This window comes from Fructilactobacillus sp. X7R9C1 (assembly GCF_059901005.1).
Genome location: NZ_JBWXVG010000015.1, coordinates 1 through 14058, shown reverse-complemented (window position 1 = coordinate 14058; position 14058 = coordinate 1). Strand labels below are relative to the sequence as shown.

19 protein-coding genes and 1 other RNA gene are annotated in these 14058 nt (G+C 37.6%); 18 read left to right on the top strand and 2 right to left on the bottom strand.

Going from position 1 to position 14058, the window contains the following annotated elements; genetic code table 11:
- Both nrdE and nrdH read right to left on the bottom strand, forming a co-directional pair.
- Positions 1 to 1504: class 1b ribonucleoside-diphosphate reductase subunit alpha (nrdE, locus tag AC6UD0_RS06855; RefSeq protein WP_500708578.1), on the bottom strand; the 1504-nt coding region annotated here is incomplete at its 3' end.
- 79 nt (positions 1505 to 1583) lie between these two features.
- A complete protein-coding gene (gene nrdH / locus AC6UD0_RS06850) occupies positions 1584 to 1814 on the bottom strand; it encodes a glutaredoxin-like protein NrdH (protein WP_500694469.1) in 231 nt (76 codons plus the stop codon).
- A gap of 159 nt (positions 1815 to 1973) precedes the next feature.
- Here nrdH and AC6UD0_RS06845 point away from each other — a divergent pair, with 159 nt between their 5' ends.
- The 18 genes from AC6UD0_RS06845 to groES all read left to right on the top strand — a co-directional run bounded on the left by AC6UD0_RS06845 (position 1974) and on the right by groES (position 14030).
- Positions 1974 to 2588, top strand: coding sequence for a class I SAM-dependent methyltransferase (locus AC6UD0_RS06845; protein ID WP_500708577.1), 615 nt, complete (start codon positions 1974 to 1976; stop codon positions 2586 to 2588).
- Complete coding sequence (locus AC6UD0_RS06840) at positions 2581 to 3042, top strand: nucleoside deaminase (protein WP_500708575.1); 462 nt, start codon at positions 2581 to 2583, stop codon at positions 3040 to 3042. The genes AC6UD0_RS06845 and AC6UD0_RS06840 overlap by 8 nt, the downstream gene beginning before the upstream one ends.
- A 50-nt stretch (positions 3043 to 3092) precedes the next feature.
- An RNA gene (gene ffs, locus AC6UD0_RS06835) (signal recognition particle sRNA small type) lies at positions 3093 to 3179 on the top strand.
- A 132-nt stretch (positions 3180 to 3311) separates the two neighbouring features.
- Positions 3312 to 5123 (top strand): DNA polymerase III subunit gamma/tau, encoded by a 1812-nt coding sequence (gene dnaX / locus AC6UD0_RS06830; protein ID WP_500708573.1) that lies wholly within the window; start codon positions 3312 to 3314, stop codon positions 5121 to 5123.
- A 14-nt stretch (positions 5124 to 5137) separates the two neighbouring features.
- Complete coding sequence (locus AC6UD0_RS06825) at positions 5138 to 5455, top strand: YbaB/EbfC family nucleoid-associated protein (protein WP_500696169.1); 318 nt, start codon at positions 5138 to 5140, stop codon at positions 5453 to 5455.
- A 14-nt stretch (positions 5456 to 5469) separates the two neighbouring features.
- Complete coding sequence (gene recR, locus AC6UD0_RS06820; protein WP_500694465.1) at positions 5470 to 6069, top strand: recombination mediator RecR; 600 nt, start codon at positions 5470 to 5472, stop codon at positions 6067 to 6069.
- A gap of 10 nt (positions 6070 to 6079) precedes the next feature.
- Positions 6080 to 6325, top strand: coding sequence for a YaaL family protein (locus AC6UD0_RS06815; RefSeq protein ID WP_500696139.1), 246 nt, complete (start codon positions 6080 to 6082; stop codon positions 6323 to 6325).
- 97 nt (positions 6326 to 6422) lie between these two features.
- Positions 6423 to 7073 carry a dTMP kinase gene (gene tmk, locus AC6UD0_RS06810; RefSeq protein WP_500708571.1) on the top strand — a complete coding sequence of 217 codons (651 nt, stop codon included), beginning with the start codon at positions 6423 to 6425 and terminating at the stop codon, positions 7071 to 7073.
- 11 nt (positions 7074 to 7084) lie between these two features.
- Positions 7085 to 7411 (top strand): cyclic di-AMP receptor DarA, encoded by a 327-nt coding sequence (darA, locus tag AC6UD0_RS06805; protein ID WP_500696137.1) that lies wholly within the window; start codon positions 7085 to 7087, stop codon positions 7409 to 7411.
- Between the two features lie 12 nt (positions 7412 to 7423).
- Positions 7424 to 8464, top strand: a complete 1041-nt coding sequence (gene holB / locus AC6UD0_RS06800; RefSeq protein ID WP_500708569.1) for a DNA polymerase III subunit delta' — start codon at positions 7424 to 7426, stop codon at positions 8462 to 8464.
- Positions 8461 to 8787: a DNA replication initiation control protein YabA gene (locus tag AC6UD0_RS06795; RefSeq protein ID WP_500694460.1), complete on the top strand. Its 327-nt coding sequence runs from the start codon at positions 8461 to 8463 to the stop codon at positions 8785 to 8787. The genes holB and AC6UD0_RS06795 overlap by 4 nt, the downstream gene beginning before the upstream one ends.
- Positions 8788 to 8792: 5 nt before the next feature.
- On the top strand, positions 8793 to 9674 hold the full coding sequence (gene rsmI / locus AC6UD0_RS06790) for a 16S rRNA (cytidine(1402)-2'-O)-methyltransferase (RefSeq protein WP_500696135.1): 882 nt from the start codon (positions 8793 to 8795) through the stop codon (positions 9672 to 9674).
- A 16-nt stretch (positions 9675 to 9690) separates the two neighbouring features.
- The gene (locus AC6UD0_RS06785; RefSeq protein WP_500699861.1) at positions 9691 to 10458 is read left to right on the top strand and encodes an acyl-[acyl-carrier-protein] thioesterase; all 768 of its coding nucleotides are present in this window, start codon (positions 9691 to 9693) and stop codon (positions 10456 to 10458) included.
- Position 10459: 1 nt separating this feature from the next.
- Complete coding sequence (tsaB, locus tag AC6UD0_RS06780; protein ID WP_500699860.1) at positions 10460 to 11185, top strand: tRNA (adenosine(37)-N6)-threonylcarbamoyltransferase complex dimerization subunit type 1 TsaB; 726 nt, start codon at positions 10460 to 10462, stop codon at positions 11183 to 11185.
- The gene (gene rimI / locus AC6UD0_RS06775) at positions 11169 to 11765 is read left to right on the top strand and encodes a ribosomal protein S18-alanine N-acetyltransferase (RefSeq protein ID WP_500696132.1); all 597 of its coding nucleotides are present in this window, start codon (positions 11169 to 11171) and stop codon (positions 11763 to 11765) included. Before tsaB ends, rimI begins: the two co-directional genes overlap by 17 nt.
- A 20-nt stretch (positions 11766 to 11785) precedes the next feature.
- Complete coding sequence (tsaD, locus tag AC6UD0_RS06770) at positions 11786 to 12814, top strand: tRNA (adenosine(37)-N6)-threonylcarbamoyltransferase complex transferase subunit TsaD (protein ID WP_500708566.1); 1029 nt, start codon at positions 11786 to 11788, stop codon at positions 12812 to 12814.
- Positions 12815 to 12965: 151 nt separating this feature from the next.
- A complete protein-coding gene (locus tag AC6UD0_RS06765) occupies positions 12966 to 13601 on the top strand; it encodes a redox-sensing transcriptional repressor Rex (RefSeq protein WP_010021811.1) in 636 nt (211 codons plus the stop codon).
- A 144-nt stretch (positions 13602 to 13745) separates the two neighbouring features.
- The gene (groES, locus tag AC6UD0_RS06760; protein ID WP_500694454.1) at positions 13746 to 14030 is read left to right on the top strand and encodes a co-chaperone GroES; all 285 of its coding nucleotides are present in this window, start codon (positions 13746 to 13748) and stop codon (positions 14028 to 14030) included.
- Positions 14031 to 14058: the final 28 nt, after the last annotated feature.

Here is a 14058-nt window from a genome sequence, read left to right as displayed (position 1 = left end):
CCTTTAAGGTCCAGTAATTTAATAACATGAAATAGGTGCTGGTAAATTCAATGGATTCTTTTGAACCATAATACATATGATTTTTAGCAAAATAAGAGTGAAGACCCATAGCTCCTAAACCAATTGAGTGACTTAATTCATTGCCACGTCTGACTGATGGAACAACGTTAATTGATGAATGATCGGTCACAAAAGTTAGAGCTTTGACCATGGCTTCGACTGATTTACCGAAGTCGGGAGAAGCCATCAAATTGACAACGTTCGTTGACCCTAAATTACAAGAAACATCGGTTCCAAGCTGTTCGTAATTTTGTTCATCATCAACAATTGATGGGGTTTGGACTTGCATAATTTCAGTACATAAGTTACTCATGACGATTTTTCCATCAACTGGATTGTCACGATTGGCGGTGTCGATATTGATAATGTATGGGTAGCCGGACTCTTGTTGTAACTTACCAATTTCTGTTTCTAGTTCACGGGCCCTGATCTTCTTTTTGCGAATATTCTTGTTGTTGACCATGTTGTCGTATTCTTTAGTGATATCGACGTAAGAAAAGGGAACGCCATACTCACGTTCAACGTCGTACGGACTAAATAAGTACATATCTTCATTGTTTTTAGCTAGTTCATAGAATTTATCTGGGACAACTACTCCCAGGGAAAGAGTGTTAACCCGAATTTTTTCGTCGGCATTTTCCTTTTTAACCCCTAAGAACTCGATGATGTCGGGATGGAAGACACTTAAATAAACAACCCCAGCACCGTTTCTTTGGCCTAATTGATTAGAATAGGTAAAACTATCCTCTAGTAACTTCATTACTGGAAGAACGCCGCTAGCTGCTCCTTGAATGTGTTTAATAGGGTCGCCGGCCGCTCTAAGGTTAGAAAGGTTGATCCCAACTCCACCACCAATTTTGGATAATTGAAGGGCCGAATTAATGGTACGACCGATGGTATTCATGTTATCGGTGGTTTGAAGTAGAAAACACGAAATCAACTCCCCCCGACGTTTCTTTCCAGCATTTAAAAAAGTTGGAGTAGCTGGTTGAAAGCGTTGATGAATTAATTCATCAGCAAGATCCATGGCAAGCTTTTGATCGCCATCAGCAAGAAACAAGGCGTTCATTGCGGTTCTGTCTATGTAGCTTTCTAAGTACATGGAATTGTCATCAGTTTTCATGGCGTATTGAGCATAAAACTTGTATGCAGCCATAAATGATTTGAAGTGAAAATCTTGTTTTTCCAAATACTTGTATAATTTTTCAATGAATGAAAAGGGATATTTATTTACAAAATCCTCTTCAATGTAATTATGCTTAATTAGATAATCAAAACGATCTTTTAAAGAATCAAACTTAACGGTATTTGGATTAACGTTTTCTTTGAAAAAGGCTTTTAAAGCCTCCTGATCTTTTTCCAATTGGATTCTGCCATCGACAGGGATATTAATTTCATTATTTAGTTCGTAATACGTAACATCGTGCAAATCTTTTAAAGACATATTGGATTACTCTCCCTTAATCGTGTCGTACGAAATATCTGAAACGTTGGTTTTGTATTATACTATAAATATGAAAAATTTAACCAACTAGTTTCTTTAATTGGTCAGGTTGAAACCCACTAAATGCTTCAAGTGCTTGACTCTCAACAACTGGAACAGCTTGAAAGCCTTCACCCTTCAGGTAAGCGACGTATTCCGGATTTTCGGATGTGTTTTTTTCAACGAAGTCAACGTTGTGTTCGCTAAGGAAACGTTTTGTCATCTTGCATTGGATACAATTGTTCTTGGTAAATACAGTAATTTTTTTCATTTTGTTTCATCTCCTTGATATCTTTCACTTGATGAGTTTACTCTCAAAAAGTGAAATTTTCAACAGAAAAAAACACCATATATAGTGAAATTGATAGGAATTAGACGCTATATATAGTGTTTATGGTTTAAATATTATTTTTTTAGGATGTGATTAATTTTGAACGACTTTTATTATACCGCAAATCCTGATGTTAAACATGAGGAAAAACATTGGAACTTTTCTTTACTTAAAACCACGCTAAGTTTTGTGACAGACAACGGTGTGTTTTCTAAAAATACCGTGGATTATGGTTCGCGGGTTTTGATTAATAATGTCGATGTTAATGAAATGCCTCAGGGAGCAATCTTAGACATGGGATGTGGTTACGGCCCGATTGGTCTGTTTTTGGCCAAGACAAATCCAGAACGGCATTTTACTATGGTAGACGTCAATAATTTAGCATTAAAACTGGCTAAACAGAATGCAGATCTCAATCAGATTGATAACGTAGATATTTTTGCTTCTGATGGGTACCAGAATATTTCCCAAAAGTATGCGGGCATTATAACTAATCCGCCCGTTCGTGCTGGAAAAAAAGTTGTCGATGAAATGATTACAGGTTCTTACACTCACTTAATTAATGATGGAACGTTAACGGTTGTTTTACAAAAGAAACAGGGAGCGCCTTCGGCTAAAAAGTTAATGAATAAGGTTTTTGGTAACGTGCAAATCGTTAAACGGGATAAGGGATATTACATTTTAAAGAGCAGAAAGGAAGTAGTAAATGAATGAAAATGATGCGTATTTTATGGACCAAGCTTTAAGTGAAGCTAACCATGCTTACGTCATTGGTGAGGTACCAATTGGAGCAGTAATCATTAAGGACGGTCAAATTGTTGGAAGGGGACACAATCTGCGTGAGCACACGGAGATTGGAACCGAGCATGCTGAAATCATTGCGATTGAAGAAGCGTGTATCAATTTAAAGAGTTGGCGTTTAAATGATTGTGAGATGTACGTGACGGTTGAGCCTTGTTTAATGTGTGCTGGTGCGATTATTAATACCAGGATTAAAAGATTAGTATATGGAGCAAAAAATGAAAAAGCTGGAGCCGTTGAAAGTCTTTACCACACCCTGAATGATTCAAGACAAAACCATCAGGTTCAAGTGACAAGTGGATTGAAAGCCATCCAATCTGGTAGTATGATGAAGAAATTCTTTAAAGATAAACGCAAATCACGGTAATATTCCTAGACATTTGTGGATTTTTCGGTTATGATAATTAATGCCGTAAGGCCCTGAAGCAAGGGCAGACTTACGAACCGTGTCAGGTCCGGAAGGAAGCAGCACTAAGTATCTTTTGCCTTGTGCTTCTCGTTTTTAGAAATTAAACTCCTAGTCGTTTGACTGGGAGATTTTTTTTGGACAAAATGTCGTTTAAAGTTATTAGCATTTCGTCAATTTTCAAGATATAATAATTAATGGTATCAATTTTCAGTGAAAGGAAGCATTTCATGAGTTATCAAGCACTATATCGGACCTGGCGTCCACAAAGATTTGATGAAATTGTTGGGCAGCCAGTCATTACTAAGACTTTAAAAAACGCATTGATAACTAACCAAATTAGTCATGCGTATTTATTTACGGGTCCGCGTGGAACAGGAAAGACTTCCGCCGCTAAAATTTTGGCCAAGGCAGTTAACTGTCCTAATTTAAAGGATGGAGAACCCTGTAATGAGTGTGAAACGTGCTTAGCAATTAATAAGGGTGCGTTTAATGATGTCATTGAAATTGATGCTGCTTCTAATAATGGGGTCGAAGAGATCAGAAATATTCGCGATAAGGCGAAGTATTCCCCAACGGAAGGTAAATATAAAGTTTATATCATTGATGAAGTGCATATGTTGTCGACGGGGGCCTTTAATGCCTTGCTTAAAACGCTAGAAGAGCCGCCGGAGCACGTCATTTTCATATTGGCTACCACTGAACCCCAAAAGATTCCTGCTACCATCATTTCGCGAACACAACGTTTTGATTTTAAGCGAATCAAGGCTAGTGATATCCTGCAACGAATGGAATACATCCTTTCAAAAAAGGGCATTGAGTACGATGACAAAGCGCTAAAGGTAATCGCTAAAAGTGCTGAGGGTGGGATGCGTGATGCACTTAGTATCCTTGACCAAGCTCTTTCCTACAGTAATGATAAGGTGACATATGAAAGTGCCTTGTCAGTCACTGGTAGTGTCACCAGGGATCGAATTCAGTCGTACTTTGAGGCCGTTTTTAATTCAGACGTTTCGACGGGTTTAAAAATGGTTCAAGAAATTCTTGATGACGGCAAAGACGCTAATCAGTTTATTGAGGACTTAATTGATTATTGTCAGAATATTTTGTTATATCATCAGGATCCAGAAATGGTCCAAAAGAGCGAACTTGGACTTTTAGGCGACAATTTTAAAACGATTGCTGATAAGGTAGATAGTAATCTAATATATCATTACGTTGAAATTATGAGTGACGTTCAGAATCAGATGCGTTATTCGTCTCATCCCGATGTTTATTTGGATATTTTAACGGTTAAACTGGCAAATCAAAAAGAAAGTGACCCAGATAACGAATCAAAAAGTGATGATAATAAGGATACGAAAGTTTTAAAAAAGCAACTGTCTGAGCTGCAAAATCAAGTTAGTGAGTTAAAGTCGGAACTGGGAAATGATTCGCCTTTAAAACAGTTAACTGATGATGATAAGCAACCTAAATCAACTAAATCTAAACCAATCGCTGATTCCCCTCATTATGATTCCACCAAACAGGTCCGAGTTAATTTGACGAAAGTTTACGATATCCTAGAAAAGGCCACTAGAAAAGATCTGACTACCTATCAGGATATCTGGCAGGAATTACTTCAGTCGTTGTCGGTCACGCAACGAGCCGTGATGCATGTCTCAAACCCCGTTGCTGCGAGTGATAAGGGAGTTGTTGTTGCCTTTGATTATGGCTTTTTGTATCAGAAGGCTGGAACCGATGGTGATTTGATGGATGCACTTCAAAATGGCCTTGATCGTATTTTAGGATTTGTTCCAACGGTTGTGTTTGTACCAAATGATGAATGGCCACAACTTAGAAGTAACTATCTTAAAAATCACCGGTCTCATAATGAAAAGACTAAGTCAACCCCCAAGTCAGAAAAAGCGGCTTCTAATACGAATAAAGCTTACGAAAAACAAGAACAAACTGAGACGACCAAAGATAAAGATAACAATGATTCGGTTAATACTGCCAAGCAGATGTTTGGTGATGATATAATTGATGTTAAAGATGATTAATTAAAAGGAGAATAATTATGAACGGAATGAACATGGGAAAGATGATGCAAAAAGCTCGTAAGATGCAACAACAAATGCAAAATGAACAAGAAGAAATTGAGAAGAGTGAATTCACTGGAAAAGCTCCAGAAGATATGGTGACCGTTACCTTTACTGGTGACCGCAAGATGAAGGACATGAACGTCAAACCAGAGGCCATTGATCCAGACGATCCAGACATGCTCTCAGATCTAGTGATCAGTGCGGTTAACGATGCACTTTCACAGATTGAAAAGACCACTCAAGATAAGATGGGAAAGTATACCAAGGGAATGAATATTCCAGGTATGTAGAAGAAGGGATTTAAATGCAATACCCAGAACCAATTGCTAAGCTAATCGATAGTTACATGCATTTGCCAGGAATTGGCAGAAAGACCGCCACTAGATTGGCATTTTATACGGTTGATATGAATAAAACCGATGTAAAAAACTTTGCGGATGCCTTAACTTCAACTAAGAATGATTTGCGTTTTTGTTCAATTTGCGGCAATATCACCGAGACCGATCCTTGTGAGATCTGTACCGATGAAAGTCGTGATCAAAGTAAGATTATGGTAGTGGAACAGTCTAAAGATGTGATGACGATGGAAAAAATGAAGGATTATAATGGTCTTTATCACGTTTTACACGGAGTGCTTTCCCCAATTGAGGGGAAGGGTCCTGAAGACATCAATATCAGCTCTTTAATCAAACGACTGCAAAAAAACGAAGAAGTTAAAGAAGTCATCATTGCTACTAATGCAACTCCTGAGGGAGAAGCAACGGCAATGTATTTGGCAAAGTTAATTAAGCCAGCAGGCATTAAAGTTACCAGATTGTCTCATGGATTGTCAGTTGGAAGTGATATCGAATATGCAGATGAGATGACCCTTTCAAAGGCAGTTTCTGGACGCACCGAAATGTGAGGGATAAACGATGTTTTCGTTATTTAGATATAGTTCTATGAAGCAAAATTATGATGACCAATTGCTTGATACCATCAATTTTTTAAAAAATGATTGGGATCAGGCTGTGCAAACTGAACAAGCTGTTTCCGAAACGGACAGTCACTTATTTGCACAAACGATGCTTACAAAGCAAAAATACATGTTTATGTATCGGCAAGCACGAAAACGAAACATTAAAAATGATCGGATTCAACCGTCAGTATATGAAAACTAAACGTAAGCCAGCTAGATCCTAGCTGGCTTTTTAAATAGACAATAAATATAACTTAAAGTACAATGAAAATAGCAAAAATGCTGGGACTGAATCTAATATGACTGGACAATTTATTACATTTGAAGGCACTGATGGTGCTGGAAAAACCACCGTTTTAAATCAGGTGGTTGATAAAATTAAACCAATGCTTAAAGACCAATTGCTAACTACTCGTGAACCAGGTGGGAACCAAGTCTCCGAGCAAATTCGGCAGATAATTTTGAATAAAAACGAGTCAGATATGGATGACCGTTGTGAGGCGCTTTTGTTTGCGGCGGCCAGAAGAGAGCATTTAGTTAAAACTATTTTGCCAGCTTTAAAGTCCGGTCAATTAGTTTTGTGCGACCGCTATCTTGACAGTTCAATTGCGTATCAAGGAGCGGGCCGAGAACTTGGTGAAAACGCCGTTTTATCAATGAACCAGTTTGCTACTGAGGGTTTAATGCCTGATACCACCATTTATTTTGACGTCCCAGTCGACGTTGGATTAGACCGCATTGCTGAACATCGGAGTGGGGAAGTTAATCGTTTGGATCTTCAAGAACACGATTTTTACGTTCGGGTTCATGAAGCTTATGATGAAATTGCCAAACAGAACCCCAAGCGGGTTATTAAGGTTGATGCTACTAAGCCAATTGAACAAGTAGTAGATCAGGTCATTTCCGTGTTGTATAAGAGAGCAGCTAGATATTTTAATGAAAGTAAATAGGAGGATCAGTTATGAAGTTAATTATTGCAATTATCCAAGATAAGGATGCAGCCAAATTACAATCTGAATTCATCAAACATAAGATCCAGGCAACCCAATTATCCACTAAGGGTGGATTCTTGAAGGCTAAAAACGTCACTTATTTGATTGGAGCTAAAGATGATAAGGTCGACGAGATTTTGGATATCATTAAAACAACCTGTGAAACTAGAAAACAATACATGACGCCACCAGTTAGTTTAGCTGGAAGCATTAGTGAGACGTCTTACCCAGTTGAAGTTCAGGTTGGAGGAGCAACGGTTATGATTTTGCCAATGGAATCATTAAATCGCTTCTAGTTAGTTAATATAATGGTAGAAGAAACTTTAGCTCAGACCATAATTAAACAGGCTACCCAAAAACAAGCTACTTTAACACAACACTTTATGGGCGTTATTTCGGCTCAAGATCTCAGTCACTCGTATCTTTTTTCGGGTTCGGATGGTTTGGGAAAATTAGCGGTTGCAAAGACGATTGCAATGCGTTTGTTTTGTAATAACGTTCAAAACGGCATGCCATGTGGCATCTGTAATGAGTGTGTCCGGATCGCAGAAAACGAACATCCTGATGTGGTGATGATCAAACCCGATGGCAGAAGTATCAAAGTTGATTCAATTCGACATTTAAAACATGAATTTTCTAAGAGTGCGGTTGAAGGAAACAAGAAGGTTTTCATTATTGACGGGGCCGATATGATGACTACTAGTGCTGCTAATAGTCTTTTGAAGTTTATTGAAGAGCCAAATGGGCAAGTTAATTCCTTTTTACTTACCAATGACTATCGAAAGATATTACCAACCATCATATCTAGAACGCAGTTAGTAGAATTTCCAAAAATTAACGAAGATAACTTGATTAAGTACGTAACTGATAGAGGGTTATCGAAAACGTCTAGTAATCTTATTTTAGAATTAACTGAGGACTTATCTTCAATTGATAAAATGCTTGAAGACGGTTGGTTTAACAAGGTTAAAGAGATAGTTGAGCACTGGTTTAATGAATTAGTTAATGATGATTATCGCGCTTTTACGAGCGTTCAAATTAGCTTTATGCCTAATATAACGGGTCGGTTTGAACAACAGATGACTTTAAAAATGATTTATCAAATTTTTAAGGATGTCTTTGATGTCAAGTTTAGGGAATTAAAGCCTGATAGTTTAGGGTTTGGTGATCAGTATTCCCTTTTGAAACAGATGGCTAACCAGTTATCAGATGATCAATTAATTGAAATCATCACAACGGTCTTGAACAGTGCCAAAAAACAAGATCTAAACGTTAGCTTCCAAAATATTTTGGAGGTTATTACCCTGAAATGTTTAGCAGTCATTGAAGGAGGAGCAAAAGTCGATTGAAAGAATCAGATGTTAACGAAGAATTTAATAATTTGGAATCACAATCGGAATTAATGAGTGAAAAAATTGGTGATCTTCGGGATGAAATTGATAAAGTCATCGAGGAAAATTCAGAACTGAAGATTGAAAATGAACATCTTCGAGAGTTAATTTCGGGAAAAGATGGGAAAAACAAAAAGAAGCAGCAACTTTCGATGTCTAAGAAGAATTTGGAAAAGTTGTATAACGAAGGATTTCATGTTTGCACACAGTTTTATGGAAAACGGCGTAACAGTAATAGTAGTTGTATGTTTTGTACCGATATCATTTACGGAGAAAGGTAATTCCATTGGATTTATCAGTTCAAAAAAGTTTTGCAGATCATAATAAGGGCAGTTTATATCTGGTTCCTACACCAATTGGTAATCTTGATGATATGACGATTAGAGCCATCAATATTTTAAAAGATGTTGATTTGATTGCCGCTGAAGATACGAGGAATACCCAGAAACTTTTAAATCATTTTGATATTACGACCAAACAAATTAGTTTTCATGAGCATAATACTGAACAACGAGCACCTGAATTAGTTGAAAAATTAATCAATGGGATTTCAATTGCACAAGTCAGTGATGCAGGAATGCCTTCAATTAGTGATCCTGGACGTGAATTAGTAAAGCAGTGCATTGAACATGATATTTCCGTGATAAGCATTCCGGGACCAAACGCTGGCCTTACTAGTTTAATTGCTTCAGGACTTAAACCTCAACCGTTTTTGTTTTATGGATTTTTAAAACGGAAACCCAAAGAGCAGGTTGATGAACTAAAGATTTTAGCACAAGAATATCCGACCTTGATTTTTTATGAAGCGCCTCATCGACTTAAAAAGACGCTCTTAAACATGCAAAAGGTTTTTGGCAATCGGCAGGCAGTGCTTGCAAGAGAGCTCACTAAAAAGTTTGAAGAATACGTTCGTGGTGGTCTTGACGATTTAGTGGAATGGTCCAAACAAAATGAGATTAGAGGAGAGTTTGTCATTCTAGTTTCTGGGAATCCAGCCGGGTTTAAACTTCATGAAGAGAAGCAAAATGGAGCTCAATTGTCGGTTTACGAGCAGGTTGATCAATTAATTAGTAACGGTGAAAAGCCAAATGGCGCGATTAAGCAAGTCGCTAAGCAAAATGGGTTAGTCCGTCAGGATGTTTATAATCAATACCACCACATAGAATAAGATAAGAGGAATTAAGATGACTGGAGATATTTTTTCTGAAGACCATGTAGTTGAGTACTATGAAACCAATTTACTGGGTAACATTACTCTTTCAATGTTAATTGACGTGATCATTATGATTTCACAGGACCAAGCAAAAGCACTCGGTGTAAGTACCAGACATGTGATTGAACATGGCGTAACTTGGGTTGTTGTTCAAACCGACATGGATATTACGCGTCTTCCTAAAGTTCATGAAAAAATTCAGGTTCAAACGAGGGGAACTTCATACACTAAGTACTTTGCGTACCGTGAATTCTGGGTTAGAGACGTTAACGGGAATGAATTAGTTCATGTTGGCAGTTTGTGGGTCATGATGGACATTAAATCCAGAAAAATGGTTCGATTAGAGGAAGATATGATTACTCCCTATCATTGTGATCGAGTAAGAAGGATTCAACGGTTAAGAAAGATTCCTCAAATTCATGATGAACAAAATCTTATGAAGACTGAGTATCATGTTCGTTTTACTGACATTGATTGGAATTCTCATGTCAATAATGCCAAATACATTGGATGGATGGTTGATGATTTATCCTATGATTTTTTGGCAACTCACGTTCCAAAGCAAGTAAGTATTAAGTATGAAGATGAAGTTACATATGGTGATCCGGTCGTAAGTCGAAGCAAACTCATTAAGACCGGTGATCAAATTCGATCGATCCACGATATTTCGGTCAATGATGATACTAAATCGATTGCCGAAATTAAATGGGAGAAGCTGAATAAAGAAGGAAGCAAATAATATGCACGTTTTAGCAGTTGATACCTCTAATCAACCATTAACTGTGGCAGTTTTAAAAGACGAACAGGTGCTAGCAACAACCACGATGACAACGCATAGAAAACATGCTGAATACTTAATGCCGGTGGTCGAAGAGTTGGTTAATTATGCCAATTTAACTCCACAAGATCTGGATCGGGTCGTCGTAAGTAATGGTCCTGGTTCATACACTGGGATTAGAATTGCCACCACGGTTGGAAAAGTTTTGGCCGATACATTGAATATTGATTTGGTTGGCATTTCAAGTCTCATGGCGCTTGTTTTAAACGTGCAAAAACACGACCAGTTGGTAGTGCCATTATTTGATGGTAGAAACGATAATTTGTTTACTGGTCTGTACCGTACTTCCGATCGTGGTCCCGAGTCGGTAATTAAAGATCAACACGTTAATTTTGATAAGTGGATGACCGAACTGGACAAGTTTGATGAGCCCATCGTATTCGTTGGAAGTGATGTTGCTCATTTTTCCGAGCGCTTAAAACAACATTTCGGGAAAGATTTCAAATATATGACTGGAATTGATAACCTGCCACAGGCAGCTAAAATTGGTATCTATGGGGAAAAGCAAGAACCAGTTGCTGATGTTAACAATTTTAATCCCAATTATCTTCGTTTAACCAAAGCACAAGCAGACTGGCAAAAGTTAAACCCGGGGAGGGAAAACGAGTCTTATGTTGAAGAAAATTGAGGCATGGTTAAAAAAGAACGTTAAAAAAAAGGAAGAAGCCAAGATTCAGCGTGGACTTCAGATTAAAAATCACATTGTTGATGTGAATGGAGTCGATTACTATTTTGGCAAGGGTTCTATTACTGACATCCCTGACATTGTGAATGTTGAAGAAGAGGTTTACGACAAAAAGGCAGCTTGGGATCGAGAACGTTTCCTAAATGATCTAAAAAAGCACAAAAACAGTTTATACTTGGTAATTAGGAAAGCCGACGAATTGATTGCTTTTGTCGGTTGTTCGATTTCTCGTGATAGTAAGAATTGTCACGTTGAAAATATTGCGGTGTTACCCAAATTCCAAAATCGCGGATTGGGATATTTTTTGCTTACCATGGTTATCAGAAGAGCACGACTGATGAGACTTAAAAGTGTTTCAATCGAAATTCGATTGGGAAATATTAAAGCTCAAGATTTGAATCGGGATCTTGGGTTTGTTCAGGTTGGAATTGATCCAGATTACTATAATGATGGTGAAGATGCTGTGGTAATGAAACTGGATTTATCCAAGCAAAAAGTGGCACCAAATAATTTTGGAAGATAGTTAGAGACGGGTGAGTATTAATGCAAGATAATAGTGTGATTTTGGCGTTTGAGAGTAGTTGTGATGAAACAAGTGTTGCTGTTATCAAGGATGGTAAAGAAATTTTATCAAACGTCGTTGCAACTCAGATTAAAAGTCATCAGCGATTTGGTGGTGTGGTACCAGAAGTGGCTAGTCGTCATCATATTGAAGAGATTACCATTTGTATAAATGATGCTTTGAAACGTGCAAACGTCACATACGATGATTTAACGGCGGTAGCTGTGACCTATGGCCCAGGATTGGTTGGTGCACTTTTGATTGGAGTCACCGCTGCCAAAGTGGTAGCTTGGGCTCATCATCTACCCCTCATTCCAATTAATCACATTGCAGGACATATTTATGCTACTAACTTTATTAAGCCAATTGAGTTTCCGGCAATGGCACTTGTGGTATCTGGTGGTCATACGGAGCTTGTTTTTATGCCCGAAGAAGGTAAGTTTGAGATCATCGGTGAGACTAGAGACGATGCCGCAGGTGAAGCGTTTGACAAAATTGGGAGAGTTTTAGGAATTAATTATCCAGCTGGTCCAACCGTTGACAAAATGGCTCAAAAGGGAAGGGATATTTTTAATTTTCCACGCGCGATGGAATCAGATGGTAATTATGATTTTAGTTTTAGCGGACTTAAAAGTGCTTTTATCAATACCGTTCACCATGCCGATCAGATTGGAAAGACTCTAAATAAGAACGATTTAGCTGCTAGTTTTGAAGCTGCCGTAGTGGACGTTTTGGCAAAAAAATCACAAAGTGCGCTTGAAAATTATCCTGTAAAAGAGTTTATTTTAGCTGGCGGAGTTGCCGCGAATAAGGGCATTAGAAATCGACTAGATGCGATTGCCAGTAAGGAAAATGTGGAATTTGTCAAGGCTCCGCTTAAGTTGTGTGGAGATAATGCAGCCATGATAGGAGCTGCTGCAGCGGCAATGCAGCACCATCAGGAAAAAGGAAAAGCTTCACTAAATGCTGATCCAGGATTAGAATTTGAGTGGGCTCAAAATGAAAAATAAATCGTTAACAACAAATTATTAAATTAATTTATCCTGCCCTGTGGGGCTTTTCAGCTGATTTCATTTTTATATTATTTCACAAACAATTTCTTTATGTTAGAATTAATTTTGTGACTTATTAATCTCGACAATAATAATAGGAGATTTGAAAATGGCTGAGACAAAAATTCCACGTGCAACCGCGAAACGATTGCCGCTTTACTATCGTTATTTAAATATTTTACATGACGGTGGAAAGAAACGAATATCATCAAATGAATTGGCCGACGCAATTCAAGTGGATTCTGCTACAATTCGTCGTGACTTTTCATATTTTGGTGCCCTTGGTAAGCGAGGTTATGGATATGACGTAGACAGTTTACTAGAATTTTTCAAGAAGATCTTGAACCAAGATCAATTAACCAATGTAGCATTGATTGGTGTTGGTAACTTGGGTCATGCCCTTTTGAATTTTAACTTCCACATGGATAGTAATATTAGAATTTCCGCTGCTTTTGACGTTAATCCTAAAAATGTTAATACCATTCAAGGTGGGGTTCCAATTTACCCAATGGATCAATTGGTAAAACAGCTTAAAGATCAACAAATCAGCGTTGTGATTCTCACAGTTCCTGGTAAAGTTGCTCAACAAGTTGCTGATCAAGTTGCCAAAGCGGGTGTAAAAGGAATTTTAAACTTCACATCAGTCCGATTATCGGTTCCAAAGGAAATTAGAGTTCATAATGTTGATTTAACTAATGAACTGCAAACATTGATCTATTTTATTGATCATTATGATAAAGATTAAGCATCCAATTTTGGATGCTTTTTTATTTTTATCGGGCAAAGTTCTTGCATTAGTTGTGAAAAAATAATATATTAAGAATGTAAGTTAGCACTTGATAAGTGCAAGTGCTAAAATTTAATAAAGATATTTATTGGAGGGATTAACGTGTTAGAACCATTAGGAGATCGCGTAATTGTCGAAGTGCAAGAACCAGAAGAAAAAAACGTCGGTGGAATTGTTTTAGCAAATAACGCTAAAGAAAAACCACAGATGGGTAAAGTTGTCGCTGTAGGCGAGGGTCGAGTTCTTGATAACGGACAAAAAGTTGCCCCTTCTGTTAAAGAAGACGACATGGTCATGTTTGATAAGTATGCAGGGACAAAGGTTGAATATGATGGTACTCCATACCTTGTAATGCACGAAAAAGATTTACTTGCAATCGTTAAATAATAAAAATAAATTAATTAATATGAGGTGA